Source organism: Pusillimonas noertemannii (assembly GCF_003096595.1).
Lineage (GTDB): Bacteria > Pseudomonadota > Gammaproteobacteria > Burkholderiales > Burkholderiaceae_B > Pusillimonas > Pusillimonas noertemannii.
The window spans coordinates 497,129-523,954 of the sequence record NZ_QEKO01000001.1; the positions used below are offsets into that span (position 1 = coordinate 497,129).

16 protein-coding genes and 1 tRNA gene are annotated in these 26,826 nt (G+C 64.5%); 8 read left to right on the plus strand and 9 right to left on the minus strand.

Going from position 1 to position 26,826, the window contains the following annotated elements:
• Positions 1 to 40: 40 nt before the first annotated feature.
• The 5 genes from C7440_RS02355 (at position 41) to C7440_RS02375 (ending at position 7,551) form a co-directional block, all read left to right on the plus strand.
• A complete protein-coding gene (locus C7440_RS02355) occupies positions 41 to 988 on the plus strand; it encodes a LysR family transcriptional regulator (RefSeq protein ID WP_116517334.1) in 948 nt (315 codons plus the stop codon).
• 143 nt (positions 989 to 1,131) lie between these two features.
• Complete coding sequence (locus C7440_RS02360; RefSeq protein WP_165832420.1) at positions 1,132 to 1,938, plus strand: hypothetical protein; 807 nt, start codon at positions 1,132 to 1,134, stop codon at positions 1,936 to 1,938.
• 30 nt (positions 1,939 to 1,968) lie between these two features.
• On the plus strand, positions 1,969 to 3,039 hold the full coding sequence (gene hemE, locus C7440_RS02365; protein ID WP_017523651.1) for a uroporphyrinogen decarboxylase: 1,071 nt from the start codon (positions 1,969 to 1,971) through the stop codon (positions 3,037 to 3,039).
• Between the two features lie 319 nt (positions 3,040 to 3,358).
• Positions 3,359 to 5,470, plus strand: coding sequence for a primosomal protein N' (locus tag C7440_RS02370; protein WP_180064381.1), 2,112 nt, complete (start codon positions 3,359 to 3,361; stop codon positions 5,468 to 5,470).
• The gene (locus C7440_RS02375) at positions 5,470 to 7,551 is read left to right on the plus strand and encodes a UvrD-helicase domain-containing protein (RefSeq protein WP_180064370.1); all 2,082 of its coding nucleotides are present in this window, start codon (positions 5,470 to 5,472) and stop codon (positions 7,549 to 7,551) included. The genes C7440_RS02370 and C7440_RS02375 overlap by 1 nt, the downstream gene beginning before the upstream one ends.
• Before the next feature lie 154 nt (positions 7,552 to 7,705).
• On the opposite strand, the gene C7440_RS02380 is transcribed toward C7440_RS02375, so the two are convergent.
• The gene (locus tag C7440_RS02380; protein ID WP_017523654.1) at positions 7,706 to 7,924 is read right to left on the minus strand and encodes a hypothetical protein; all 219 of its coding nucleotides are present in this window, start codon (positions 7,922 to 7,924) and stop codon (positions 7,706 to 7,708) included.
• A 221-nt stretch (positions 7,925 to 8,145) separates the two neighbouring features.
• On the opposite strand from C7440_RS02380, the gene C7440_RS02385 reads away from it, so the two are divergent.
• Positions 8,146 to 9,681 carry a 3-hydroxyacyl-CoA dehydrogenase gene (locus tag C7440_RS02385; RefSeq protein WP_116517337.1) on the plus strand — a complete coding sequence of 512 codons (1,536 nt, stop codon included), beginning with the start codon at positions 8,146 to 8,148 and terminating at the stop codon, positions 9,679 to 9,681.
• A 222-nt stretch (positions 9,682 to 9,903) separates the two neighbouring features.
• On the opposite strand, the gene C7440_RS02390 is transcribed toward C7440_RS02385, so the two are convergent.
• Positions 9,904 to 10,854 (minus strand): c-type cytochrome, encoded by a 951-nt coding sequence (locus tag C7440_RS02390; protein ID WP_116517338.1) that lies wholly within the window; start codon positions 10,852 to 10,854, stop codon positions 9,904 to 9,906.
• A 181-nt stretch (positions 10,855 to 11,035) separates the two neighbouring features.
• On the opposite strand from C7440_RS02390, the gene C7440_RS02395 reads away from it, so the two are divergent.
• Positions 11,036 to 11,110, plus strand: a tRNA-Arg gene (locus C7440_RS02395).
• A 92-nt stretch (positions 11,111 to 11,202) separates the two neighbouring features.
• Here the strand turns inward: C7440_RS02395 and C7440_RS02400 are convergent.
• Positions 11,203 to 17,763 carry an autotransporter outer membrane beta-barrel domain-containing protein gene (locus C7440_RS02400; RefSeq protein WP_116517339.1) on the minus strand — a complete coding sequence of 2,187 codons (6,561 nt, stop codon included), beginning with the start codon at positions 17,761 to 17,763 and terminating at the stop codon, positions 11,203 to 11,205.
• Between the two features lie 309 nt (positions 17,764 to 18,072).
• On the opposite strand from C7440_RS02400, the gene C7440_RS02405 reads away from it, so the two are divergent.
• On the plus strand, positions 18,073 to 18,645 hold the full coding sequence (locus tag C7440_RS02405) for a trimeric intracellular cation channel family protein (protein ID WP_371743452.1): 573 nt from the start codon (positions 18,073 to 18,075) through the stop codon (positions 18,643 to 18,645).
• Between the two features lie 47 nt (positions 18,646 to 18,692).
• On the opposite strand, the gene C7440_RS02410 is transcribed toward C7440_RS02405, so the two are convergent.
• From C7440_RS02410 to gshA, 6 genes are all read right to left on the minus strand, one after another.
• Positions 18,693 to 20,321: a PepSY domain-containing protein gene (locus tag C7440_RS02410; protein ID WP_116517341.1), complete on the minus strand. Its 1,629-nt coding sequence runs from the start codon at positions 20,319 to 20,321 to the stop codon at positions 18,693 to 18,695.
• A 40-nt stretch (positions 20,322 to 20,361) separates the two neighbouring features.
• Positions 20,362 to 22,524: a TonB-dependent receptor gene (locus C7440_RS02415; protein WP_116517342.1), complete on the minus strand. Its 2,163-nt coding sequence runs from the start codon at positions 22,522 to 22,524 to the stop codon at positions 20,362 to 20,364.
• Positions 22,525 to 22,710: 186 nt separating this feature from the next.
• Complete coding sequence (locus C7440_RS02420; RefSeq protein ID WP_165832421.1) at positions 22,711 to 23,100, minus strand: DUF2946 domain-containing protein; 390 nt, start codon at positions 23,098 to 23,100, stop codon at positions 22,711 to 22,713.
• A gap of 94 nt (positions 23,101 to 23,194) precedes the next feature.
• Positions 23,195 to 24,520, minus strand: a complete 1,326-nt coding sequence (locus C7440_RS02425; RefSeq protein WP_116517344.1) for a sodium-dependent transporter — start codon at positions 24,518 to 24,520, stop codon at positions 23,195 to 23,197.
• Positions 24,521 to 24,551: 31 nt separating this feature from the next.
• Positions 24,552 to 25,172 carry a glutathione S-transferase family protein gene (locus C7440_RS02430; RefSeq protein WP_116517345.1) on the minus strand — a complete coding sequence of 207 codons (621 nt, stop codon included), beginning with the start codon at positions 25,170 to 25,172 and terminating at the stop codon, positions 24,552 to 24,554.
• 43 nt (positions 25,173 to 25,215) lie between these two features.
• Positions 25,216 to 26,796, minus strand: a complete 1,581-nt coding sequence (gshA, locus tag C7440_RS02435; RefSeq protein ID WP_116517346.1) for a glutamate--cysteine ligase — start codon at positions 26,794 to 26,796, stop codon at positions 25,216 to 25,218.
• Positions 26,797 to 26,826 lie beyond the last annotated feature (30 nt).

Here is a 26,826-nt window from a genome sequence, read left to right on the forward strand (position 1 = left end):
TCCAAATAACTGGCATTGCGAATTTAAATGGCGAACAGGCATGGCAGCAACCTCAAAACTGGATCTGTATGATTTCTTGCTCTTGAAAGAAATCCGGGCCGCCCGCAGCATTACCGGGGCCGTGCCGCAAGTCGGCCTCAGCCAGCCCGCCATCAGCATCAGGCTGGGGCACTTGCGGCAGCATTTTGGCGACCCCTTGTTTGTCAGGACCTCTGGCGGGCTGATGTCCACGCCCTTCCTGGAAAGCCTCATGGCCGATATCGAGCACGCCATCAAGCTGCTCAGCCCCGAAGAGAACGCCCGCCGGGTGTTCGACCCGGCAACCTCAACCCGCCGGTTTCGGGTCGGCCTGAGCCACATTGCGCAAATGGTTATGTTGCCCGAGATACTGCGCCAGTTCAAAATGCTGGGACCGGGCCTGCATGTCGATTCCATCGACCTGGACGCCGCTACCGCGGGGCTGCTTGAAAGCGGCCAGCTCGATCTCGCCGTCGGCTATACCTTCGATCTGCACAATGGCTTTTATCAGCAGCGCCTGTTCGCCGAGAACTATTCCTGCATAGTCCGGCAGGCGCATCCGCGCATCGGCAGCACTTTGTCCAAGCAGCAATTCCTCGACGAAGAGCATCTTGCCCTGGTTGCGCCGGCAACAGGCCATTCATTGCTGGACAAGGTGCTCGAAGAGCGGGGCGTCCAGCGCAGGGTCACCGCCAGGGTGTCTTCCTATCTCGGGCTCGAGCAAATACTCGTCTCGACCGACCTGCTTGCGATGGTGCCCTCCCGGCTGGCGCGAACCCTCGCCCTGGGCGAGCGGATCAAGATCCTGGGGCTGCCGTTTCCTTCGCCCACCTATGAAGTACGCCAGTATTGGCACGAGCGCTACCACCACGACTCGGGCAACAGCTGGCTGCGCAAGCTCATCTTCGAAAGCTTCACCAATCTTCCGCCGGTGTTCACCAAACTGGTGGTTACCGCCAATCCGCAGTGAAGCCCGCCGGCCGATAGTCGCGCCGCGGGGCAGGCCCTAGGTACTTTCCGAGTCGATGCAAACGCTAATTGTGGCCACCACCGCGCGTGATTAAGCTTGGTCCATTTTGTTCGGCCACAGCCACACACAAGCGGAGGGTAACCATGAGGGAAAGACTCGATTGCGCCTTGATCGCCACAGTTTGCACCAATGACTGGATACGCCCATGGACGGGCAGGCATTGGTGCGGAAGGCTTTACTTCCACGCCCCGATGCCCAGCATCGACATCAGCCAGCACAATGCGTCAGCCAGCCTGGCCGACAGCGCCATGCTGCTGCGCCGTTTCGATGTCTGCCTGCTGCCGGTCAGCGAACACAGCCTGGCCTGGGCGCGCACCAGCCTGCTTGCGGCGCGCGGGCGCCTTGAAACACCGGTGTTCGCCCTTATCGACCAATTGAAGGCCGCCGCCCTGAACGATCTCTACGAGCTGGGCCTGCACGACTTCGTGCGTACGCCGATGTGCCCCGAAGAGCTGCGTGTGCGCATCGAGCGGCTGCTCGACGAGAAAAAGCCGGCGCTCCACGCTTGGCCGCAGCCGGCCGTCGCCCAGGCCCAGGGCGTCAAGGAACCCACGGGGCCGCATCACGCCGGCCAGGCCCCCGACGAGGCCACGCTGTGCTCGACTATACTTGAGCGTACAGGCCTCGAGCTCGACGCCTACGCCGCGGCCAGCGCCTCGCGCAGCGCCACTTCGCGCGAGTCGTTCCGGGCCGCCAAAAGCAAAATCATAGAACGCTTCGAAACCGCCTATATCAAGGCAGCGCTGGGCCGGCATTCCGGCAACATCGCCATGGCCGCGCGTGCGGCCCAGAAGCATCGCCGCGCGTTCTGGGCGCTTATGCGCAAGTACGACATCGACGCCGCTCCCTATCGGTCCGAGTCGCCCCCCAAACCTTTTGCCGACGGGTAAAATGACCCGCGTATATTTTCGAGGATAGCCGTGTCGTCCCCCACACTGAAAAACGATGTCTTCCTGCGCGCGCTGCTGCGCGAGCCCGTTCCCTACACGCCTTTGTGGCTCATGCGCCAGGCCGGCCGCTATCTGCCCGAATACAACGAAACGCGCGCTCGCGCCGGCTCCTTCCTGGGGCTGGCCCAGAATCCGCAGTACGCATGCGAGGTCACGCTGCAGCCCCTGCAGCGCTTCGACCTCGATGCGGCCATCCTGTTCTCCGACATCCTGACCATACCCCACGCCATGGGGCTGGGCCTTGATTTCGTGGCGGGCGAAGGCCCGCGCTTTGCCAGGCCGGTGCGCACCGAAGAAGACGTGGCCAGGCTGGCGGTGCCCGACATGTCGCAACTGCAATATGTATTCGACGCCGTCTCGCTCGTACGCAAAGAACTCGACGGCAAGGTGCCTCTTATCGGGTTTGCGGGCAGCCCCTGGACCATCGGCTGCTATATGGTCGAAGGGCAGGGCTCCGACGACTACCGCCTTATCAAAAGCATGCTGTATGCGCGGCCCGACCTCCTTCATCGCATGCTCAACATCAACGCCCAGGCCACCAGCCAGTATCTCAATGCGCAGATCCAGGCCGGCGCCCAGGCCGTCATGATCTTCGACAGCTGGGGCGGCGTGCTGGCCGACACCCTGTTCCAGGAATTCTCGCTGGCCTATACCCGGCAGGTCGTCCAGGGCCTTACGCGCGAACGCGAGGGGCGGCGCGTGCCCGTCATCGTATTCACCAAGGGCGGCGGCATGTGGCTCGAAGACATCGCGGCTTCAGGCTGCGACGCGGTCGGCCTCGACTGGACGGTCAATCTTGCCCAGGCGCGCCGCCGCACGCAAGACAAGGTGGCCCTGCAAGGCAATATCGATCCCATGGCCCTGTTTGGCGGAGACGAGGCCATCCGGGCCGAGGCGCGCCGGGTCATCGACGATTTCGGCCCGGTGGGCGAGGGCGGGCATGTGTTCAACCTGGGGCACGGAATCTCCCGCTTCACTCCCCCCGAGGCGGTGGCCAGCCTGGTTGACGAAGTCCACAGCTACAGTCGCGGCAAGCACTGAGTTATTGCATCGAACAAACCGTAAAGGCCCGTTATAACGGGCTCTTTCCGCAAGTTGTGCACAAGTTATATCGCTGTGCAACATTGCCTGAGACTATTAAGTTACATTCTCGTCTATGCCGCATAAGTTACTGTATTTAAACGGAAATTAAAGAAATTGTCGCGGCTTTCTGATGATATTACCGGAAACGCCATTGACTTTTCCCGAGTTGTCACTGTGTTTCTCCCCAAAGTTATCCACAGGCGGGCTGGATAAGCCTGGCAATGTCCCATCCCCTCAACGTTTGCGTGCTCTTCATAAGAATTTACTTTAAGTGTCGATAAGTCCCGCGCCATCCACCGAGCCCGCCGAGCCCGCGTCCTTGCCGGACGTCGGCACCGGTGTGTACTGGGTCAGGGTGGCGCTCGACGTTCCATTGCCGGGACTATTTGATTACCGCGCCGAAGGGCCGCTGCGGGTGGGAACGCGGGTCATCGTTCCTTTCGGGCGCCGCAAGCTGGTCGGCGTCGTCGCCGAAACCGCCGACACGCCGGTCATCGAAGCCCGCCTGGTCAAGCCAGTGGAGCAGGTGCTGGACGATCTGCCGCCCCTGCCTGACGACTGGCTGAGGCTGGCCCGCTTTGCGGCGCAGTACTATCAGCGCCCCCTGGGCGAAGTCATGCTTCCCACCCTGCCTGCCAGCCTGCGCAAGGTGTCGGCCTACCAGGGCAAGCGCTCGGCAGGCGGGCCCGTGAAGCGAAGCGATGCCCGGCAGGGCGCCAAGCCCGTGCCTGTGCAGCCGGCCCCGGTGCCGGTGCTGAACGCGGCCCAGCAGGCCGCGGCCCAGGCCATCTGCGAACTGCAGGGCCATAAAACGGTGCTGCTGCATGGCATTACGGGCAGCGGCAAGACCGAGGTCTACCTGCGCGCCGCCCAGCAGGCCCTGGCTCAAGGCAGGCAGGTGCTGTTTCTGGTGCCCGAAATCAACCTCACGCCGCAGCTCGAACGGTCTCTGCGTTCGCGCCTGGCGGCCATTGCCGAGCCCCATGCCCTGGCTGTGCTTCACAGCGGGCTGGCCGAGGGAGAGCGGCTGCGTGCATGGCTGCGCGCCCAGCGCGGCGAGGCGCGCATCCTGCTGGGCACCCGGCTGGCCATTTTCACGCCCATGCCCGAGCTGGGCCTGGTCATCGTCGACGAAGAGCACGATGCGTCGTACAAACAGCAAGAGGGCCTGCGCTACTCGGCGCGCGACCTGGCCGTATGGCGGGCGCACGACCTTCGCATTCCGGTCGTGCTGGGTTCGGCCACCCCCTCGCTTGAAAGCTGGCATCACGCGCAAAACGGCCATTACCTCAAGCTGTCGCTCACCCACAGGGCGCGCGACGCCGAGCTGCCCTCGGTGCGGCTGGTCGATACGCGCAGGCTGGCCATGCAGCAGGGTTTTTCGCCGCATCTGATCACCGCCATGCAAGAGCGCCTCGAGCGTGGCGAGCAATGCCTGGTCTTCCTGAATCGCCGCGGCTATGCGCCGGTGCTGGCGTGTTCTTCCTGCGGCTGGGTCAGCCAGTGCACGCGCTGCACTGCCTATACGGTGCTGCACCGAGGCAGGGGCGGGCGCAATGCGCTGCACTGCCATCATTGCGGCTACCGCGCGCCGGTGCCGCGCGCCTGCCCCGACTGCGGCGACCAGGACCTGCGTCCCATGGGCCGCGGCACGCAACGGGTCGAAGAACACCTGGCCGAAGAGTTTCCCCAAGCCCGCATTGCGCGCATAGACGCCGACAGCACCCGCCTGAAGGGCAGTGCCGAGGCCTTGTTCGCCAAGGTGCATGCGGGCGAGGTCGACATATTGGTGGGCACGCAGATGGTGGCGAAGGGACACGACTTCGCCAACCTGGGCCTGGTCGGTGTCCTGAATTCCGATTCCATGCTGTTCGCCCAAGACTTCCGCGCGCCCGAGCGCCTGTTTGCCCAGCTGATGCAGGTAGCGGGCCGGGCGGGACGCCATGTCAAGGGCGGGCAGGTCATCATCCAGACCGACTACCCCGAGCAGCCGGTGTACCAGGCCATCACCCGCCACGACTACGCCGGCTTCGCCGAGTATGCGCTGGCCGAGCGCGAGGCCGTGGGGCTTCCACCTTACGCCTACCAGGCGCTGCTTACCGCCGAGTCGCGCGAGTTGCGCATTGCGCTTGATTTCCTGAGCCTGGCACGCGAAGTTGCGCAAGGCGAGCCGCAGTGGTTTCCCATGCTTGACGCCCTCAACCTGTACGACCCGGTGCCCTTGCGGGTGGTGCGGGTTGCCAATATAGAACGCGCGCAACTGCTGGTGGAAAGCGCCAGCCGGCCGGCCCTGCAGGGCTTCCTGGCGGCCTGGATGCAGGCCTTGCCGCAGCTGGCCGCCGAGAAGCGCGTGCGCTGGCAGCTCGAAGTCGACCCGCTGGAAATCTGATGACTCAAGCCACGCCCGCCCCCGGCCACACGCTGGCCAGCGACTTGAACACCCCGCAGCGCATGGCCGCCCTGTATCTTGACGGGCCGTGCCTGGTATTGGCGGGCGCCGGCAGCGGCAAGACCCGGGTCATCACGCAGAAGATCGCCTACCTGCTGCGCGAATGCGGCTACATGGGCAGGCACGTGGTGGCGCTTACCTTTACCAACAAGGCGGCGCGCGAAATGAGCGAGCGGGTCAAGACCCTGGTCGACTCGCGGCTTACCAAGGGGCTGACCATCAGCACCTTCCACTCGCTGGGCGTGCGCTTTTTGCGCGAAGAAGCCCGGCACGCCCGCCTGAAGCCCGAATTCTCCATTCTTGACTCCACCGATGCCATGGGCATCATCCAAGAGCTTCTGGCCACCACCGACAAGGCGCGCCTGCGCAGCGTGCAGCAGACGATATCGCTGTGGAAGAACGCCCTGATGGACCCCGATGCCGCCGAGAAGGCCGCCGCGACTCCCAATGAAGCCGAGGCGGCACGCATCTACCGCAGCTACGACGCCACCCTGGCGGCCTACCAGTCGGTGGATTTCGATGACCTGATCAGGCTGCCCACGGTGCTGATGCAAGGCAACGAGGCGGTGCGCGAGCGCTGGCAGGCCAGGGTGCAGTACCTGCTGGTGGACGAATACCAGGACACCAACGAATGCCAGTATCGCCTGGTGCAGCTGCTTACGGGGCGGCGCGCCATGTTCACGGCGGTGGGCGACGACGACCAGGCCATCTACGCCTGGCGCGGCGCCACGGTCGAGAACCTGGCCAAGCTCACCACCGACTATCCCCAGCTCAAGCTCATCAAGCTCGAGCAGAACTACCGCTCGGTGCAGCGCATATTGTCGGCGGCCAACCAGGTCATCGGGCATAACCCCAATCTGTTCGACAAGAAGCTGTGGTCCGACCTGGGCGTAGGCGAGCCCATACAAGTCACGGCCATGGACACCGACGTCATCGAGGCCGAATCGGTTGCATTGCGCATTTCGGCCGAGCGCTTCGAGCGGCGGGCCGAATGGCGCGACTTTGCCATCTTGTATCGCAGCAACCAGCAGGCCAGGGTGGTGGAGCAGGCCTTGCGCAACCTGCGCATTCCCTACACTTTGTCGGGCGGGCAAAGCTTTTTCGACAAGGCCGAGATACGTGATGTGCTGGCCTATTTGCGCCTTATCGCAAACGACGATGACGACCCGGCCTTCATCCGCGCCGTCACCACCCCCAGAAGGGGCATAGGGCAGGCCACCTTGCAGGCGCTGGGCGAGTTCGCCTCGCAAAAGCAGCTGTCATTGTTCGCGGCCGTGTTCGAGGTTGCGGAAGCCGAGCGCCTGGCCGCCCGCCAGCTCGAGCCCTTGCAGACCTTTGCGGCCTTCATCCAGCAGATCCAGCAGCGGGCCGGCCGCAAGGGAAGCGACCGCGTCTCGCAGGGCGCCGAGCCGGCGGGGCCCCTGCTGGACGAATTGCTGGGCGTCATCCAGTACGAGCGCCATCTTTACGACACCCTGGACGAGCGCGCCGCCCAGACGCGCTGGCAGAACGTGCAGGAACTGGTCGGCTGGCTGAAGCGCAAGGCCGAAGAAGACGATCTGGATCTTTTCGAGCTCGTCCAGCATGTGGCGCTGGTGACCATGCTCGAGCGGGGCGACGAGGATGACCCCGATACCGTCAAGCTTTCCACCCTGCACGCGTCCAAGGGGCTTGAGTACCCGCACGTATATCTTGTAGGGGTCGAAGAGGGCCTGCTGCCCCATATGGGGCGCGACGAAGAGGACGGCGACCCGGCCAAGGCCGCCGAATCGCTGGCCACGCGCATACAAGAAGAACGGCGCCTGATGTATGTGGGCATTACACGGGCACAGCGCACACTGCACCTGACCTGGTGCAAGAAGCGCCGGCGCGCGCGCGAAGACGTGGTGTGCGAACCCTCGCGCTTCATCGACGAAATGGGGCTTTCTTCCGTCAAGCTTCGCGAAGATCCCGAACTGCAGGCGCTGAGCCCCAAGCAGCGCCTGGGCATGCTCAAGGATCTGCTCAACAAGAAGGGGTGACAAGGGCGCAGCGGTGCCCAGGCCTTGCGGAACAAAAAGCCCCCGCGACAAAAAAGCCGGTCCCTTGTGAGGACCGGCTTTCCCGTCCGGCGAACCTTGCTTTATAAGCAGGCGCCGAAAATAAAGCGGATCTGAGCTGCGCTGTACGCTGTACTTAGGCGGCGGTGACCTTGTGGCCTTCCTGGCGTGCGGCGTCCATGTCGGACGAGACCCCGGCCACGAAGGACACGATCTTGTTCTGCACGGCCTTGGCACCGGAGGCGATCCAGCTGAACAGCGAAAGAAGGGGGGCTTCGTTGTAGTAATCGAGTTCCTGGCGCAGCAATTCGCGCTCGAGGGAGTCGGTCAGAATGGCGTTCGGATAGTCGATCATGGCGGTCTCGGAATTAGGTTGGCCCGTGTGTTTTCGAGCAGATGAATGAATTATAGGGTAAACCCTAGTCTTATACAAGACATTTTTTAGGGTTTACCCTTAATTTGACATTCTGTCTCGAGGGAGCAACAAGAGAGCGGCAGCTGCCGCCAAAGGGCGCGGCGCCAATCCGTTTTATCATTGGGGTTTTGTTTTCAATCGGCAGTACGGAGTGGGATGACATGAAGAAGATCGAAACCATAGGAATCGTGGGCGCCGGCGCCATGGGGCGGGGCATTGCCCAGATCGCGGCCCAGGCGGGCCTGCAGGTATTGTTGTACGACCTGAACGAGCAGGCCGTGGCCGCCGCGCGCGACAACCTTGGCCAAACCTGGGAAAAGCTGGCGGGCAAGGGCAAGATCACGGCCGAGGCCGGGCAGGCTGCGCTGGCGCGCATCCAGCCGTGTTCCGATCTGAAGGCGATGTCGGCGGCGCAACTGGTGCTCGAGGCCGTGGTCGAGCGGCTGGACGTCAAGCAGAGTCTCTTCCAGCAGCTCGAGGGCATTGTGGCCGAAGATTGCATCCTGGCCTCCAATACCTCATCGCTGTCCATCACGGCCATCGCCGCCGCATGCTCCAGGCCCGAGCGGGTCGTGGGTTACCACTTCTTCAATCCCGTGCCGCTGATGAAGGTGGTGGAGGTCATAGACGGCCTGCGCACCGACCGGGCCATTGGCGATGCGCTGATGGACCTGGCCCGCGCCATGGGCCATACCGCTGTGCGGGCCAAGGACATGCCCGGCTTCATCGTCAACCATGCGGGGCGCGGCATGAACACCGAGGGGCTGCGGCTGGTGCAAGAGGCGGTGGCGCCCTTCTACCAGGTCGATGCCGTCATGCGCGAGCAGGCCGGGTTCAGGATGGGGCCCTTCGAGCTCATGGACCTGACCGGGCTGGATGTCTCGCATCCGGTCATGGAGTCCGTCTACCAGCAGTTCTACGACGAGCCGCGCTTCCGTCCGTCGCCCATTACGGCGGTGCGCTTTGCGGGCGGCCTGCTGGGCCGCAAGACCAAAGAGGGCTTCTACCAGTATGTGGACGGCGCCAAGCAGGTACCTGACGCACCGGCCGTTCCGGCCTTGCCCGAAGGCATGAAGGTATGGCTGGCCCCTTATCATCCGGTCGGCCACAAGCGGGCCGCTGCGCTGCTCAAAGAGCTGGGCGTGGGCGTCATTGCAACCGACACGCCGCCCGCCGACGCGCTGATCGTGGTCACTCCCTATGGCGAGGACACATCCAGCGTCGTGGCTGAATACCAGCTTGACGGCGAACGCACGGTGGCGCTGGACACCTTCTTCGGCCTGGAGCAGGGCAAGCGGCGCGTCGTCATGTGCTCGCCGGCCACGCTGCCCAAGTGGCGCGATGCGGCCCATGCCCTGCTCGCCTCCGACGGCACGGCGGTTTCGGTCATCGACGATTCAGCCGGCTTCGTGGGCCAGCGCATGATCGCCACCATCGTCAATGTGGCCAGCGATATCGCGCAGCAAACCATTGCCACGCCGGGCGACATCGACCTGGCGGTGTCGCTGGGCCTGGGCTACCCAAGGGGCGGCCCCCTGAGCATGGGCGACTCGCTCGGCGCAGCCCTTATCCTGGACATCCTGCGCAATATGCACCGGGTGACCGGCGATGCGCGCTACCGCGCCAGCCTGTGGCTGCAGCGGCGGGTGCAGCTGGGTCTGCCGCTGACAGCCGAACCGGCCAGCGTCGCGGCTTGACGGGCAAAGCCTTAAAAAGAAAATCGTTCGTGTGAAAACAAGCAGCCCCCCAAGGACTGGATCAATATCCAACCCTTGGGGGGCTGCTTGAATGCTACTGTTTTTTTGCGGGTTACTACTTTTCTGTGGGCGAGGCCCGGCGGCAAGTGACTGGCCAAGTGCGGCGCGGTGATGCGGGGCAGGGCGGGCGTTGAGCCCTGTGCCTTGCCGCCGCAGGCGGACTTATTGCGCCTTACTGACCATGTACTGGACCGCGGCGTGGATTTCTTCGTCGCTGGCCTGAGAGCCGCCGCGCGGAGGCATGGCGCCCTTGCCGTGCAGGGCGATCTCGACCATGGCGTCCATGCCGGTGGCGATAAGAGGGCCCCAGGCGGCTTTGTCGCCCAGCTTGGGTGCACCGGCCACGCCTGCATCGTGGCAGGCAAAGCAGACCGATTTGTAGAGCTTTTCGCCGGCGGGATCGACGGCGGCGGTTTCAGTTGCCGGCGCTGCTTGTTCGGCCTGGGCGGCCGGGGCCTTCTCGGCTTGTTGCGCGGCAGCGGCGTCGCCCGACGCGGCCGCGGCGGGCTGCGGCTGGGTGGGGGCGGGCTGGGCAGGGGCTTCGGCGGAAGCCTTGGCGGCGTCTGCGGCAGCTTCTTCGCCTTCGGCGGCGGGCTCGGCCGGTTCGTCGAACGAGGCGCCGCCCTTGTTGGCCATGTAGACCACGGCGCGCTCTATTTCGAAGTCGCTTAGCGTGGGGTTGCCGCCCTTGGCCGGCATGGCGCCTTTGCCGTGCAGGGCGATCTGCAGCATGCTTTCGTAGCCTTCTTTGATAAGCGGCGCCCAGGCGGCGGTGTCGCCCAGCTTGGGCGCGCCGGCCACGCCGGCCGTATGGCAGGCGCTACAGGTGGATTCGAAGACTTGCTCGCCGGTTTTGAAAACCTTGGGAGCATTGGCGTCGACCAGGGCGAAGCCGGCGACGGGCTTGATGCGCGAGGCGATGGCTTCGGGGGTTTGCGCGTCGGAGCCGGCGGCGGGAATGGCCGAGCTGATGACGAGCCTGATCAAGAGGAAAATAATGATGACCGGGACGATGAAAGCAAGAACGACGGTAACGATTAATTGCTTGGGCGTCTTGATGAGGCCTTCGTGCCCCTCGATGGTTGTTTCGACGTGGTCTTCTGTGTTGTTCATGATCGAGTCCTGCGTTTCCTGGAAAGGAACAAAGCCTTAAGCCCTGTCTTCAAAGCTCTTTATGTTTCAAGGCCCCATGGGGTCTTTGCCCGGGTCGTTGCCCACAAACCGTACGATTATACCGGGACTGCCCGCTGAATGCAGGCTGTCTTCAAAACAGGCTACAATAATGATCTTTGCCGCGCCCGTAGTTCAATGGATAGAATGAGAGTTTCCGAAGCTCTTGATACAGGTTCGATTCCTGTCGGGCGCGCCAGTCAATAAAAAGCAGATAATAAAAAACGCATAATAAAAAGCGGATAAAAAAAAGCAGCCTTGCAAGGCTGCTTTTTTCGTGTGCACGGCCGTTTAGAACGGAATGGCCGCCCGCAGGCTGAGTTCGTGGTTGCGGAAATCGTGCGCCATCTGGGCCTTGTATTCGGCCCGCAACTCGAACTTGTCTTGCGCGAACAGTTGCAGCCCGGCGCCCAGGTTGAACAGGCGGGTGGGCAGCGATGACGACGACCTGAAGGTAATGCCCTGGCCCCCGTTTTCAGAGAAGGTTACGTCGCTGTTCAGCGCTTTGTTGTTGATGAACGTGACGCCCGCCGACACATAGGGACGAAGCCATCCGTATTTGCCCAGGTCGACGCGAGTGCCCGCCTCGATCGCCGGTTCGAACGCAACGCTCCACTCCTTCATTGAAGTGGCCTTCAGCGTTGCGCCGTCTCCGGTAAGGGTGTAGCCCGGCATATAAGTGTGCAGGACGTCCAGGTCGGCGTAGGGCTTGATATACCAGCTGCCCTGCGTTATTTCATAGGCGGCCCGCAACCTGAGGCCGGCTGTCCAGACCTCGTTGGTATTGCTGGCGCTCCAGAGGTCGTGGCCGATCATGAACAGGGAGTTCGAGTCGTAGCTTCCGTAGCCTGCATGCAGCGCCGCGCCCAACAACCATGGGCCGGTCTGGTGCTTGACCGAGAACGAGACGTCGCCGCTGTCGCCGTCGATCGAGGTCAGGCCGTCGCTGGTGTGCATCTTGCTGGTGTTGTAGGCGGCCGTTGCGCCAAAGAACCAGCCGGGACGGATTTCCCATTGGCCGCCCATGCGGTAGCTTCGGCGGTCTTGCGAAAAGCCGTCGCCGTCCGGACCGTCTTTTTGAGTCATGCGCGAGCCGATGATGCGCGACCATACGCATTGGGTCTCGCGCATGGTGACACCGCTGCCGTCGAACAGGGGGCAACTGAAGGCGGCGTTGAGCGACCTGCGCCCCGTCAGCGTCTGGCCCAGGGCCGCCCGGCCGATGTCTTCGGTGGCCGTAAGGCTGTTGATGGTTGCGCTGTACATCTGGGCCGAGTCGATATTGGCCATGTCGGCGAAAAGGCCCGCCACGCCGGTCTCGCTTGTGTCCCAGGCCTGCTGCAGGCTGTTCAGCAAAGAGCGCTCTGTGTCGGTCAGCGTTCCCGGGGCCTTGCCGATGAAATCGGCCGAGGTGGGGGAGATCAAGAGCTTGTTGCCGCTTTGCGAGACCGACCACGAAATGGGACTGGCGGGGCTGGCTCCGGACCTGGCCTGCTTTTTCGTTTCGAGCGTCGAGGCGGACACCACGGCGAAGCTGCCGTCGGGCAGCAATCCGTCGACCGCATGGGGCTTGATGGCCACGCCGTCGACGATGATCTTGGATGCCTGCAGCAGGTCGGCGTTGGGGGCGCCTGCAGGCGCGACGCTGTTGACGTCGACGCGCAGTGTGCCGCCCAATTGGATGTCGGCCGCCTTGACGGTGGCGGTGGCGATGTTTCCGACCCCGCCAATGTCGAACGTTCCGACGTTGCGGAACCTGGCGTTCTTTGAACTGCCGACATTGATGATGCCCCTGTCGCCGCTGATATAGGTGCCCTCAGCCGCGTTCTCGAAGGTGTTGAACTCTGTTGAGCCGCCATAGGCCAGGTCGACGTCGCCGACCAGGGTGCCGAAGTTGAGCAGCGACTCTTCACCGAAAGTGGAGGTGACTGCGTGGCCCGAAAGCGCGCTGATGTGCGAATCGGCACCGATGACAATGCGGTTGTTCTTGCCGCCGTCGACGACGATCGCCGTACCCTCGCCCGAGCCTCCTTGCAGGACGCCTTGATAGTCGACGAGGATGTCGCCGCCGCGGCGGCCCGGATCGAGCGCGCCATCGATCTGCTGGAAACCGCTTTGAGCGAATATGCCATGCGAACCGGCGCCAGCCGTTTTGACTTCGCCTCTCAGGTAGACCCTTATTTCGCCCCCTGTACCCGAGGAGGCGCTGCGTTTGTTCAGGCTGTTCTTGAGTTTTTCCAGGGCGCTGTTGACGGTGTCCTGGTCGTTGCCGAACAGCCTGACGACACTTTGCAGCTCGCCTGGAACCTTGTCGATATTGTCAAGAATGGTGCCCGAGCCGCCCGTCTTGCTTACGATGCCATTGAGTACGGTTGCGGTTTTCTCGAGCGCGGCGCGAACCGTGCCGTCGGTCTTGAGCGCATCGCTTATCTTGCCGCCACCGCCGCCCAGCGACTGGGCGAAGACGCCGTGGGCCTTGGCTCCTGTTGTCTGGATGGCGACGTTGCTGACCCCGGGGCCTCCGATCTCTATGTACCCACCGTTGCCGCTGGAGCCCCCGCTGCCGCCCAGCACGGGCAATGTCCAGCCTTGCAGCACCGAAGCGCCGCCATAGCCCCCGCCCCCGCCGATCGACTGGGCGAAGACCGCGCTTGCATGGTCGCCGCTTGTCTGGATCGAGGCATTGTTGTTGAAGTGGATGAAAACATTGCCACCGTTGCCCGCGGCCCCGCCGTTGCCACCATAGGAGACGGCGTACCTGACGCCGCCGGGGCTGCCTGCCGCGTTGGAAATTCCACCGCCGCCGCCTATGGATTGCGCCAGGATGCCGAATGCGGCCGCGCCCGAGGTTGCGATGGCGCCGCCATGGACGACATGAACCGTGTTGCCGTCGCCCGAAGACCCTCCGGAGCCGCCAAGCGTGAAGCTTCCGGACTTGGATGAAGGCTTCTTGTCGGCCGATTCGGTGGAAGCGGCCGGTATTTTCTCGATGCCCACGGCCTTCAGGAGCTCTTTCATCGTGCCGCTTGAAACGGCCTTTTCGTCTGGAGCGGACGGAGCGTCGGCATTGCTGTCGGGAGCGCTCATCATGAACGCGCCGCCTCCACCGCCGATGCTTTGCGCCACGATTGCGTGCGCTTCATCGCCGCGTGTCTGGATCTTGGCGCTGTTGACCACTTTGACTCGCCCGCCGTATGCGCCTGTTCCCCCGTTGCCTCCGGCGGTGAAGTTGAGGACGAGGTTCTTGTTGTCGCTGCTGAGCGCGCCGACGCCGATGCCTCCGCCGCCGCCCACAGATTGGGCGAACAAGCCATAGGAAGCTTCGCCGTAGGTGTTGATCGAGCCGAGGTTGGTCACTTCGACGTAGCCGCCGGCGTTGCCGCTGCCGCCCTTGCCGCCCAGGGTGGCGCTGAGATTGGTCTTGTTGGTGCCGGATGCATAGGCTACGCCGCCCTGGCCGCCGCCGCCGCCGATGGACTGGGCCAGGATGCCGTGGGAAAGGTTGCCGGTGGTCAGGACCGACCCGCCTTGCAAGAGCTTGATGTCGCCGCCCCGGTTGCCTTGGCCCCCATTGCCCCCCAACGAGGCGGTGAGCGAAACGTCGGGCCGCTTGACCGAGCCCTTGGATTGTTTATCGAGATAGTCGGTGATCTTCTTTCCGGAAGATTGCATCTCTTTGTAGAAGTCGGATTTCTTGAAGGCGTCCGCCAACGACTTGTAGGTGTCGGTGTTCTGGATGTCCTTGACGAAGGCATCGAGGGCTTCTTTTGTTTCGGTGTTCTTGGTGTCGGCCGCCCACTTCTTGTAGGCGTCGACGCCCACCGCTTTCTTGAGCACGGCCCAGACTTCGCCGACCGTGTCGGGCGCATCGTCAGGCGCCGCCAGGCTCCCGCCGTTGCCGCCGCCCCCGCCGATCGATTGGGCGAAAATGCCATGGGAGGCGTTGCCGTAGGTTTCGATGATGCCCTGGTTGGACACGTCGATGGTTCCCCCCGAACCGCCCGCGCCGCCTTTGCCGCCCATCGACAGGGTGATCGAGGTCGTGCCCCCGGATGCGGCGGTACCGCCGCCGCCCATGCCGCCCCCGCCGCCGATGCTTTGCGCAAGCAGGCCGTCGGCCTGGGCCCCACGGGTGCGTACCACGCTCGAGGACGACAGCACGGCGTTGACCACACCGCCATCGCCGCCATTGCCGCCGTTGCCGCCGATGGCATTGACGACGGTGACCGAGTCGGCCAGAGGCAGTTTCTGCACCAGGCTGTCGAGCGTTTTGTCAAAGGACAGTCCGGATGAGGCCGAGGCAATGACCGCACCGCCGCTGCCGCCGCCTCCGCCGATGCTTTGAAGCAGCACGCCCGTGGCGCCGGTGCCCCGCGTTTCAACCAGGCCGTTGTTCAGGACAACGGCCGAGCCCCCTTTGCCGCCGCCCTTGCTGTTGGTGCCGCCTATGGTCTGGCCGAATGCGACCGTTCTGTACAGGCTGAGCGCGTCGGCCGATGCGGAAGCGGACCCTGCGGCGCCGCCGCCGCCGCCGATGCTCTGGACATGAATGCCTATGGCGCCGTCGCCATGCGTAAGGACGCTGCCGTTGTTGGAGACGCTGGCGTATTCGCTGGAGCCGCCGCCCCCGCCGCTGCCCCCGATGCTGTTGCTGACATTGAACGCGGTGGCGCCCGGAGCGGCGATGGCCAAACCGTAGGCGAACGCGTTGCCGGCGTTGCCGCCCCCGCCGCCAATGCTCTGCGCCAGAATACCGGTGGCGCCTACACCATATGTTTCGACGAGGCCTGTCTTGTTGTCGAGATTGACGGAGCCGCCGAGACCGCCATCGCCTCCGGAGCCGCCAATTGCATTCGTAAGGGTGATGGAAGGCAATGATTTGCCTGAGGGTGTGACGGCGGGCAGGGCGACGGCGAAGGCAGAAGCACCGCCGCCCGTGCCGCCGCCTCCGCCGATGCTGCTGGCCTGTAGTCCGGTTGCGGCTTCGCCCCGGGTTAGGATTGCGGAGCTATTGATGAGCTTGACATGGCTGCCCTTGCCGCCCTTGCCGCCTGAACCGCCCGTGGCGGAAGAGGCCGACAGGCCGTAGCCGACGGATCGCGAAGTGGCGTAGCCGCCGGTGCCGCCTCCGCCCCCGATGGATTGGGCCAGCACTGCTGTTGCATTCTTACCTGAGGTTTCTATGCTTCCCCCCTGGCTGAGGAAGGCCACTTCGCCGCCGATGCCGCCGCCGCCGCCCGCGCCCCCGAGGGCTACGGCCAGAAACGCGGTGGAGCTCGAGGCTGCACCGCCGGTGCCGCCCCCTCCGCCTATGCTTTGCAACAGCGCGCCATAGGCGGAATCGCCGGCCGTGCTGATTGTTCCGCTATGTTCGACGTATACCATGCCGCCGACGCCGCCCTGGCCGCCGGTCCCGCCGCTGCTGAAGGGCAGGATGCCACTGTTGCCGCCCGACCCGCCGCCCTTGCCGGTTATGGCGGGCTTGGCTGCGTGGAAGGCATCGAGGGCGCTGCCGCCGCCGATGCTTTGCGCCATGATGGCGCTTGCGCCGGCGCCCGTGGTGGCGATGCCGCCGCGGTTGAAGACGGAGACCCTTCCGCCCAGGCCGGCGCCGCCGCCGTCGCCGCCGGATACGAAGGCGGCGCCCCCGCCGCTTCCGCCGCTTCCGCCCACCGATTGCGCGACGAGGCCGAAACTGTAGTCGCCTTTCGCGGAGATCGTCCCGCTGTTGAATGCATTGACCGCGCCGCCGGCACCGCCCCGGGCGCCCGGCGTGCCCGACGTGAAGGCGCCGTTGGCGCCGTTGCCACCGTTTCCGCCGGCGCTTTGCAGGATGACGGCGGTGGAGTTGCTTCCGTTCGAGGAGATGGCGCCGCGGTTGGTGAAGTTGACCGTGCCGCCGTCGCCGGCGTTGGAGGGGTAGCCGCCGCTGTTGCTGGCGTTTCCGCCGTTTCCACCCAGCGAGCTGGCGGACAGGGCGGGCGCCAGCGCCCCGCTTATATTGATGTCGGCGCTTTGCTCCAGAGTGACGACGACGCGGTCGCCGTTGCCGCCGCGATCGATGTCGACCCTGTAGTCATAGGTGCCGTCGGACGACTTGCGGCCGTCGACCTTGCCTATGCCCGCCGCCCCGCCCTCGGAGAGCACCTTGATGGCCGGTACCGAAAGGTTGCGGGGATTGGCCCCGGCGACCGCCGTGATGCGCGATGCGAGGCTCAGCCTGGCCTCGCCGCCATCGCCACCCCGGGAGATGCCGCCGTCGCTTTCCGTCCATGAGGTGTATCCCAGGCCTCCGGTGCCGCCGACTGAATAGACCGAGATGACGGGCAGGGAGCGGTCTGAAGGCTGCACCGCATAGTTCAGCACCCATGTGATGTCGGCTGACTTGGAAACGGTAAGCGAGGCGTCTCCGGCGCTGCCCCCCGGCTTGCCCGGCACATTGTGGAAGACGCCCTTGCTGTAGACCGAACCGCCCGCGCCGCCGACGGAGCCGATTTCAAGCGCCATGGACCTGAGGGTAATGGTGCCGGTGGCCGGCCAGGGCGCAGGTATCGTGCTTCCGGCCAGGGTTCTGGTCAGGGGGGAGTTTTGCGTCCAGTAGGAAGCAGGCCCGTTCTGGCCCGCGGTGGCACTTTCCCAGCCGAACGCTGTTGAACCGTCTTTGCCGTCGGCCCCCTTGTAGACCTGGGCAAAGCCGAGATCGACCGCCCATGCCGGACTGGCCCCGATGGCGCCCAAAGAGGCCAGACAGGTGGTGAGGCCGACGCCGCGCAAAAGCGCGGCGGCCAAGCTGTTAAGGGAAAATTCGCGGTTGCCGCGATGTGCGTGTTGACTGCGCTGGATAAGTGTCACGAGAATATCGCCTGATGGCTTGAATTACATTTCTCGATATTAACGTAAATATATGTAACTTCTGTCGCATTTTTGGAACGGAAACAACTTTTACCTGAAACGTAAGCGGCGGCGGAAGTCTCATGGATTCAAGGTGGATGCTGGCGAATCTAGCGGCACGGCATCCAGCGAAGGCCTTCAGGCGTAAACTCTTTTGCGAATGTCCGACGGCTGGCCTCAGGCAGCCCGTCGGCGCCTCCATTTACAGACCGGAACGAGACAGCAATGGTACTGATCGCCCTTTATGTGGTTGCCATCACCGCCGAAGCCATGACGGCCGCCCTCTCGGCGGGCCGGCGCGACATGGATTGGGTAGGCGTGTGTGTCATTGCCTGCGTCACGGCATTGGGCGGCGGTTCGGTGCGCGACGTATTGCTGGGCCACTATCCCCTCACTTGGGTCAGGCATCCCGAATACCTGTGGATCACGGCCACCGCGGCGCTGGTGACGGCCCTGATCGCACCCGTCATGCGCCGGTTGCACAGCCTGTTTTTGCTGCTGGACGCCCTGGGCCTGGTCGTGTTCACGGTAATAGGCTGCCGCATCGCCCAGGAAATGCAGTTGCCCACCACCATCGTGCTGGTCAGCGGCATGATCACGGGCTGCGCCGGCGGGGTGCTGCGCGACGTCCTGTGCAACGACATTCCGCTGCTGTTTCGCAAAGAACTCTACGCCAGCGTGTCGGGCCTGACCGGCGCGGTCTTTTTGGCTGCGCAGACCTTCGACATGCATTTGAACTCGGCCATGCTCATCGCCATGGTTTTCGGGCTGGCCATGCGCATCCTGGCCTTGCGCTACAACTGGCAGATGCCCAAGTTCGTCTATCGGGACGAATGGCGCTAGGGCCTGTTAACCGTAAAAGGGTAGAGCCCTTTTAGGGCTAACAGGCCCTAGGCCGAGGCGGCGCGCCTGCGCCGCCGCAGCCGTCGCCAGCCCAGCACGACGCCGGCGGCCGACACCACGATGCCGCCCAGGCTCAGCGCAATCAGGACCGCGTCGCGCAGTGTCCGTGTGTCGAGCAAGGCCGGCGTGTCCCAGCTATGCAGGAAATAGAACAGCCAGCGTCCGATGCGCTGCGAGCGGGACAGGCTCATGCCCACCTGGCCGGTGTTCAGATCTATATAGACCCATGTATGTTCGGGGTCGTCGAAGCCCATGCGCAGGGCGGGCAGGCCGCGCACCAGGGCGCCGTTCATGGCCGCGGGATGTCGTTGGTAGTAATAGATATCGTGCTGGGCGACGAGGCTCGTCTGCATGGTTTGCGCAGGAAAGAGCCGCCGCGCGGCGGGCTCGACCTCTTCGGCCGTCCAGGCCCGCGCCACCACCAGGCCGCCTTCACGCAACTTGACGATGCGGCTATGGGCTCGTCTGTCGTGCGCCAGCACATAGGCTTGGCCGTCCAGGCGGTGCCAGGCAAGCTCTACCGGACGAAAGCCGTCTTCCCTGAGCGCGGCAATGATGCTCCGTGAGTCGGCCAGCGGGCCCAGGGGTGCATCCATGCTGCCGGCATAGGCCCGGAGGTCGGGCTTGCGTTCGGGCGAGAACACGCCCACGGGGTTCATGGACATGAGGCCGCTGAATATCCAGGTGCAGACAAAGCCGCCGAACAGCAGGCCCGCCACATGATGCCACTTCATCCAGGGTTCGCGATAGGGCGAGCGCGAGCCCGATTTGTATCGATGGCTGAAGCGCCAGCGCCAGATGCCGACCAGCACCCCGCTGAGGGCGGAAACCGTACCCAACAGGGAAAGGACGATGACCGTCCACGACCAGACCGGGTCGGACGACGTGCTGCGGAAGGCATAGAGCCAGTGCAGCCAGGCGCCGACGTAATTCCATCGCTGCTGCGCCGCCGGAGCGTCCAGCATCACCTGTCCGGTGCGGGAAGAGATATAGAGCGTGACGGGCTCGGGGGCCGATATCTCGACCTTGTGCAGCGGGCGGTGGACGTCGAGGCTGCGCGAATGGGTCCACGTGTCTTCCTCGACGAGGCCCTGGTAAACCACAGGGGCTTGCGTTTGTGCCGCAGGCCATGGCGTGGCGACCGACGGTGCGTCTTGCCCTGAGTCGCCCGTTTGCCGCGAGGCGACTAGTTCGCCCGCGTGCCTGCCCGTGGCGCTCGTTCCCTGGGCAAACAGCCAGGCGGCCCGCATGGCGTCTTCGGCGCTTGCCGGACCTTTGTGCGGGACTCCCCTTGCGCCGTCGTAGACAGCCGGCCGGCCGGCGTCTTGAGCGACGTAGGCCGGCTTGCCGGCTATGGAGGTCAGGACCAGCCCTGCGGAAGAACTCAATGTGCCGGCGCCGGCCCCGTCCGCCGCATCGTCCAGCGCCACGCAGCAGCTTTGCGGGTCCAGCTCGGGCAATGCAGCCAGCCGTTCCCAGGGCGTGAGCTTGGGATAGCCCACATACAGCATGACGATGCCGCTGACGAACCATAAAAGCATCAGCAGGCATCCGGCGATGCCCGTCCACCGGTGCGCAAGATACATCAGGCGCTTTGCCTTCGAGGCCATGCTCATTCGGCCGCTCCTTTTTCTGTAGTCAGGCTCTGGGCCAGGCTTAGAAACGATGGTTCAGCGTCAGTTCGAAGCGCCGCCCCGGCCCGTACAGCCACTGTGTCGGCGTGTAGTAGGCGGTGGTGTAATACGCCTTGTCGAACACGTTGTAGCCGCGCGCCGTAATTGTGGTGCGTTTGCCGGCCTGCCAGCGCAGCGCCAGGTCGGTACTGGTATACGAGGGCAGCTCCAGGGTGTTGGCGCTGTCGGCATAACGCTTGCCCACATATTGCACTCCGCCCATGGCGGTCCAGCCGGGCCTGAAGTTCCAGCTCAGCCATACATTGGCAAGCTTCTGGGCGACATTGGGCGGAACATTGCCCCGGCGCGACACCGCAGCGGGCGGCGAGCCGGTAGATTCATCGAAGTCGTCGTAGCGCGCGCGCAATATCGTGCCGTTGGCCTGCAGGCTCCAGCCGTGCGCGAGCTCCATGTCCAGCGACACCTCGATGCCGCGCGACGATTGCCCGCCCACTTGCACCCGCTGGCTGGGGTCGTTGGCATCGCGTGTAAGAAGATTGGTCTTCTTGATGTGGTAGGCGGCCAGCGTCCACTCGCCCTTGCCTTGCCAGAAACCCTGTTTCAGGCCCACCTCGATCTGCCGGCCTTCGGCCATCTCGAACTCGCTGTTGGCGGGGCTGAGCATGAGCAGGACGCTGACGGGGTCCGCCGCCTGTGCGTATTGGGCATAAAGCGAAAGATCGGGGCTTACTTCGTAGACCGTTCCCAGGCGAAAGCCCACATTCGAGTAGCTGCGGTCCAGCGTGCGCGCGCCCATGATCAAGTCGTCGCGGCGCACGGTGGCGTGGTCGTAGCGCAAGCCGCCCAGCACCGACCACTGCGGCGTCAGCTTGAGCCGATCTTCCATGAACAGGGCGTATTGCACAGCCTCGTTGCGGTAGCGGGGCAGGGTGGGGACGTCGCTGTGGAACCAGCCCGGCACGGGGTCGTAAGGGTCGACCGGGCCAGAGCTGCCGGTATAGGTGTTGTTGCTGTGCTGGAAGCTGCTTCGATTCACATCGAAGCCGACCGAGAAGGTGTTGGGCAGCGAGCCGACACGCCCTTCGAAGGCCGCGTTGGCGGTCAGGCCGGTCTGCTTCTGGTCGTGATGGATCTCGGTGTTGTCCGAGCGGTCGACCAGGCCCGAAGCGGGGTTGTAGACATAGCGTTCAGCATTGCGCCAATCGCGCTTGCTGCGCACATGATAAAGCCGGGCACGCACCGTGGCCGATTGACCAGGCGTCCACAGGGCATCGAGTTCCGTCCATTGGTCGCGGTAGCGTATGGTGCCGTCCTCGACGTTGTAGTTCTTCTCGCGCAGGGCATCCAGTTGCCGTCCCTCGACCAGCGGCGTGCCGAAATAGGCCATGGGCTTCTGGTAGCCATAGGCGTGGCTGAGCTTCAGGCTCAGGTCGCGGGAGGCCTCCCACTGGAGGGCGCCCGAGAATGTGGCGTCGCGCGACTCGCCCCGGTCCACCCAGTTGTCCGATCGGTTGCCGCTCAGGTTGAGGCGATACGACAGCGTGTCGCTGAGGCTGCCGCTGCTGTCCAGGCCCAGCCTTGCGGTGTCGCGCGTGCCGATGCCGGCCTGGACTTCATTCTCGATGGGCCCGTGCCTGGGCTTTCTTGGCACGATGTTCACGACGCCGCCTATGGCGCCGTCCCCGTATATGACCGAGGCGGGCCCGCGCAGCACCTCGATGCGCTCGACCGACCAGGTGTCGAAGGGAAAGGTCACGCCCACGCCGCCATACTGGCGCAAGCCGTCATACAGCCGCATGACCGAGGTGCTGTCCGTGAAGCCGCGCGACGAAAGCGACGATCCGCCGTTGCCCGGATGGCCCATGGCGCTGATGGCGCCCGCGCGGGTAATGGCCTCCGTCACGTTGGCCTGGCCGCGTTCCTCGATCTGGCGGCGGTCGATGACATCGATGCTGGCGGGCGTCTCGCGTGGCGCCAGGTTCAGGTTCGATCCGGTCTGGGCCGGCCTGTCGAGCTTGGGGGCCTGGTCGCTGGACACGACGATGGGGGCAAGCGTGTCGGGCTGGTCTTGTGCCAGGCCCTGAACTGGCCCAAGGGCCAGTGCCGCGGCAAAGCCGATCACGGCTGGCCGGGCGCTGCGGGCGCCGGACGCCCGCCTGCAAATCATGAAAGAAGTGGCTTTCATGGCTGTTTCCTGATGAGTCGCGGTCTAGTCGATGCGGGCGGCGGCGCTTGGCCGTTCGCCGGGCATGGGAAAAGAGCGCGGTGCCGCCCAGGCCGTGGCCGGACAGCATGCATGATTGAGATAAAGGAGCTTGCCCGCGGGATGCACCGGCTGGAAGCAAGCGGTGCTGCGCGGGCGGGGGCAGGATCAGGAAACGGCTGGAGGAGCCCTGGCGAGTGGAATGTTCCAGGCAATCGAGCCCGGCACCGCCGTGGTTTCGGCCTGGGCGATGCGCAGCACCACGGCATTGCTTGCCACGGGTGCAAGCACGGAAGGCTGGGGCGTTGTAGACGGCTGGAAGCAAAGCAGGCAGTGGCCCTGGCCCTGGTGCGTTCCGCCGTCATCGGTAAGCGGCGGGTCGCCATCGACCTGGATGGCGACGAGCTCGGGGCCGGTCGCACTGCAAAGCTGGGTCCATACCGTGCGCGATGCCTCATGCCCGCCCAGGGCCATTCCGAGGGAAGGCGCCAGCGTTGCAATCAGGAAGGCAAGAAGGACGAACCAGCTGGTGGGCCGTTGCGCTTTGAGGCGTGCCATGGGCATGGAGGTACTTGGCTAACCGCGAAATGTTAGCACGCCCTGCAGGGGCATTGCAGCCCCCGGAGCCCTGTGGCCGGCCTTGTGGAGGCGCTCAGCCGCGCAGTCCGTTCCAGAGAATGAAGCCGATGGCGATGGGCGTGATCAGGCCGATGAGCAGGCGGCGCCAGGCGGCCAGCGCGGACTGCCGCGGCGCCCCGTGCCATTCTTTCTGCAGGACATGCCAGATGACCCAGCCTGCAAACAGCGCCGTGAACAAACCGCCTACGGGCAGCATGACATTGGTGGCAATGGTGTCGAGCCACTCGAAGGCATTGCGTTCACCCCACTGCAGCGCCGGCATGCCTGTCATGCTCAGCGAGGCGAGCACGCCGACCAGGAACAGGCCGATTCCGGCTATGGCGCAGGCGGCCCGGCGGCCCTGGCCCGCGTGTTCCATCAGGAAGGCCACCACCACCTCGAGCATGGAGATGGAGGAGGTAAGGGCCGCGATGAAGAGCAGCGCGAAAAAGACGGTGCCGAACAAATTGCCCCATGGCAGGTATGAAAACACCATGGGCATGGTGACGAAGGTAAGGCTGGGGCCGGCGCCCTGGTCGAGTCCCAGCGCATAGGCCGGCGGCAGCACGAGCAGGCCGCCCATCACGCAACTGAGCAGGGTCAGCAGCGCCACGGTCAGGGCCGAGCGATTGAGGTTGGCGCTGGCCGGCAGGTAGGAGCCGTAGGTGGTCATGATGCCCAGGGCCAGCGACAAAGTGAAGAAAGAAAGGCCCAGGGCGTCAAGCACGGACTGCATGGTCAGGCCGGCGAAGTCGGGGACCAGGAAGGCCGAGACGCCGGCCCAGGCGCCGGGCACCATCAGCCCGCGCACGATCAGCAGGCACATCATCAGGAAGAGGCAGGGCATCAGCACCTTGGAGATGCGTTCGATGCCGCCTTGCACTCCGCCCACCACGCCGCCAACGGTGGCCAGCATGAACAGCGCATGATAGAAGAGCGGCAGCCACGGGTGTTCGGCCAGGGCGGAAAAATTGGCGCGCAATAGGTCGGGGTCGCGCGTAAGCGCCGTGGTCATGGTCTGCCAGATGTAGGCAATGGTCCAGCCGCCCACCACGCTGTAGTACGACAAAATGGTGGCGCTGGCCAGCACGCCCAGCAGTCCCACCAGCCCCCAGCCGGTTCCGCCCAGCTTGCGGTAGGCGCCGAAGGCCCCCGCATTGCCGGCGCGGCCTATCGTCATCTCGACGCGCAGCAGGCCAAGGCCTATGGTAAGGGTAAGCAGGGTGAACAGCAGCAGGAAGGCGCCGCTTCCCTGGTGGGCGGTAACGTAAGGGAATTTCCAGATGGCGCCCAGGCCCACGGCCGAGCCGGTGGCGGCAAGAATGAAGCCTAGATTCGATCCCCATTGGGCACGGTCCATGCGATTCCTTTGCAGCGGCTACGGCGGTCGCTCAGGTAAGCGGGATGATCACGATCTTCTGGTAGGCGGGCCTTTCCGCCAGTCGTTGGTACCATGCCTGGAAATGGGGCAGCTCGGGCCGCTGGATGGGCATGTTGAACCACGAATAGGCGATGCAGCCAAGGGGAATGTCGGCCACGCCGAACGACTCGCCCGACAGGTAGGGCTGGCCGGCGAGCGCATGGTCGGCCATGGCCAGAAGGCGCGAGAGTTCCTGCAGGCCTTTTTCGGCGGCGGCATGGTCGCGCTGCTCGGGGGCCAGCCGCACGGTATTCCAGAACAGCTGGCGATAGGGCTCCATGATCGAGCTTGCCACCCAGTCCATCCACATCTCGAGCCGTGCGCGCTCCGCCGCGCCGGCGGGATACAGGTGGACGGCGCCTTGCCTGGCCGCCAGATAGCGCACGATGACGTTGGATTCCCAGAGCACCAGGCCGTCGTCTTCAAGGGTGGGAATCAGGCCGTTGGGGTTGAGCGCCCGGTAGGCCGGTTCGTTGACGATGCCGAAGGGCCCGCCCGCATCGATGCGCTCGTACGAAAGGCCAAGCTCTTCGGCGCACCACAGCGCCTTCTTGACGTTGACCGAATTGGTCCTGCCCCAGATCTTCAGCATGGCGGCTCCTTGAGGTGGGTGCCCGCGTCGGCGGCGGGCGGGTTCAGGCCGCTGCGGCGGGGCGCAGCAGGCCGGCGTGATACCGTGCAACGTAGTCGTCGAAGCTTTCGGTATCGCTTTGTTCGAGTTGCGCCTGGGCGCGCAATGATTCGGCCGCGGCCTGCTCGAATTGGCTGAGGGTTTGCGCGTCGAGCGGCGACGCCAGCAGCGCATCGCGATGGGCGCGGCTTTGGCGCAAGGTGAATTCATGCAGGCCGATGCCTTCGTCGCGCATCTGCCGCAGCAGTGTGGCCGAGGGCGTGGATTCGGGCTCGTCGATTTTTTTCTGTTGCGCCAGCACGGCCTGCCTGTGGGGCTTGCCGGGGGCGTCGGTGTCGAGCAGATCGGCGTAGCCGAGCATGCGCTCGAGCAGTTCGGTGCCCCAGTCGCGCAGGCTTATGGGCCCGTCGCGGCGCGCCAGCACGAGGCCGGGCTTGCGGCCCTCATTGGAGACGACGGCGAAGTTGTCGTGGCTGTCGCGGCAGAAGCCGTTCTGGGGAAAGAAGGGGCTGTCTTCTACCGCACAGAACAGCAGGAAGGTGTCCATGAAACGGCTGGTCTCGGCGCTGATGCCCAGGGGTTCGTAAGGGTCGATGTCGAGGCAGCGCACCTCGATGTATTGGACGCCGCGGGCCGCAAGGGCGGTCGAGGGGCGCTCGCAGCGTTCGATGCTGCGTTTGGGCCGGATGCTGGAGTAGAACTCGTTCTCGATCTGCAGCACATTGGTGTTGAGCTGTATCCATTGCCCGTTGCGGTGGGTGCCGATGGCCTGGTAGGCGGGCCAGGGCGTGGTGACCGCGTCGTAGATGCGCTTCAGGAAGGTCTCGATGTCGTTGTAGCAAAGCTGCAGTTCGGACTGCGCCTTGTCTTTGTTGTTGTAGCCCAGGTCGCTCATGCGCAGGCTGGTGGCATGCGGCAGGTACAGGGTGTCGGCGTCGAGAGCATGCAGATCGTGGGGAGCATCGCCCAGGAAACCGCGCGATACGGCGGGCGAGGCGCCGAACAGGTACATCAGCAGCCACGAATAGCGGGTGAAATTGCGTATGAGCGCCAGATAGCCCTTGGAGCGCCGTTCGGCGGGGCTTGCACCCTCGGTGTTCAGCACGTCCCAGATGTCGTCGGGCAGCGAAAAGTTGTAGTGGATGCCCGCGATGCACTGCATGGCCTTGCCGTAGCGCTCGGCCAGGCCCCGCCGATACACATGCTTGAGCATGCCTGTGTTCGAGGTGCCGTACCAGGCGATGGGGATGTCGGGCTCGGCCGGCAGGCGGCTGGGCATGGACTGGTTCCAGATCAGTTCGTCGCCGATTCCGGCCGCCACGAACTTGTGCACGTCTTCGAGCTCGGCCAGCAGGGCGGGCACGGTGTTGTGGGTGCCCGTAATGAGCTCGAGCAGGGCTTCGGAATAATCGGTGGTGATATGCGGGTTGGTCAGCGCGCTGCCCAGGCCGGCGGGATGGGGCGTAAGGGCCAGGTCGCCGCTTGCGTCCACGCGCAGGCCTTCTTTTTCGATGCCGCGAAGCATGCCCGCGAGCATCGGAATGTGGGGCCGCAGCAGGCTGTGGCGTGGAGGGTTGTCAGTCATTAGAGGATTCTTTCGCTTGATACGATGTTT

What these genes read in the sequence shown, in the direction of transcription:
- C7440_RS02355 (WP_116517334.1), top strand. Translation starts at nt 41, where the DNA reads ATGGCAGCAACCTCAAAACTGGATCTGTATGATTTCTTGCTCTTGAAA.
- C7440_RS02410 (WP_116517341.1), bottom strand. Translation starts at nt 20,321, where the DNA reads ATGAGCATGGCCTCGAAGGCAAAGCGCCTGATGTATCTTGCGCACCGG.
- C7440_RS02415 (WP_116517342.1), bottom strand. Translation starts at nt 22,524, where the DNA reads ATGAAAGCCACTTCTTTCATGATTTGCAGGCGGGCGTCCGGCGCCCGC.
- C7440_RS02390 (WP_116517338.1), bottom strand. Translation starts at nt 10,854, where the DNA reads ATGAACAACACAGAAGACCACGTCGAAACAACCATCGAGGGGCACGAA.
- C7440_RS02420 (WP_165832421.1), bottom strand. Translation starts at nt 23,100, where the DNA reads ATGGCACGCCTCAAAGCGCAACGGCCCACCAGCTGGTTCGTCCTTCTT.
- C7440_RS02430 (WP_116517345.1), bottom strand. Translation starts at nt 25,172, where the DNA reads ATGCTGAAGATCTGGGGCAGGACCAATTCGGTCAACGTCAAGAAGGCG.
- C7440_RS02385 (WP_116517337.1), top strand. Translation starts at nt 8,146, where the DNA reads ATGAAGAAGATCGAAACCATAGGAATCGTGGGCGCCGGCGCCATGGGG.
- C7440_RS02375 (WP_180064370.1), top strand. Translation starts at nt 5,470, where the DNA reads ATGACTCAAGCCACGCCCGCCCCCGGCCACACGCTGGCCAGCGACTTG.
- C7440_RS02425 (WP_116517344.1), bottom strand. Translation starts at nt 24,520, where the DNA reads ATGGACCGTGCCCAATGGGGATCGAATCTAGGCTTCATTCTTGCCGCC.
- gshA (WP_116517346.1), bottom strand. Translation starts at nt 26,796, where the DNA reads ATGACTGACAACCCTCCACGCCACAGCCTGCTGCGGCCCCACATTCCG.
- C7440_RS02380 (WP_017523654.1), bottom strand. Translation starts at nt 7,924, where the DNA reads ATGATCGACTATCCGAACGCCATTCTGACCGACTCCCTCGAGCGCGAA.
- C7440_RS02405 (WP_371743452.1), top strand. Translation starts at nt 18,073, where the DNA reads ATGACGGCCGCCCTCTCGGCGGGCCGGCGCGACATGGATTGGGTAGGC.
- C7440_RS02360 (WP_165832420.1), top strand. Translation starts at nt 1,132, where the DNA reads ATGAGGGAAAGACTCGATTGCGCCTTGATCGCCACAGTTTGCACCAAT.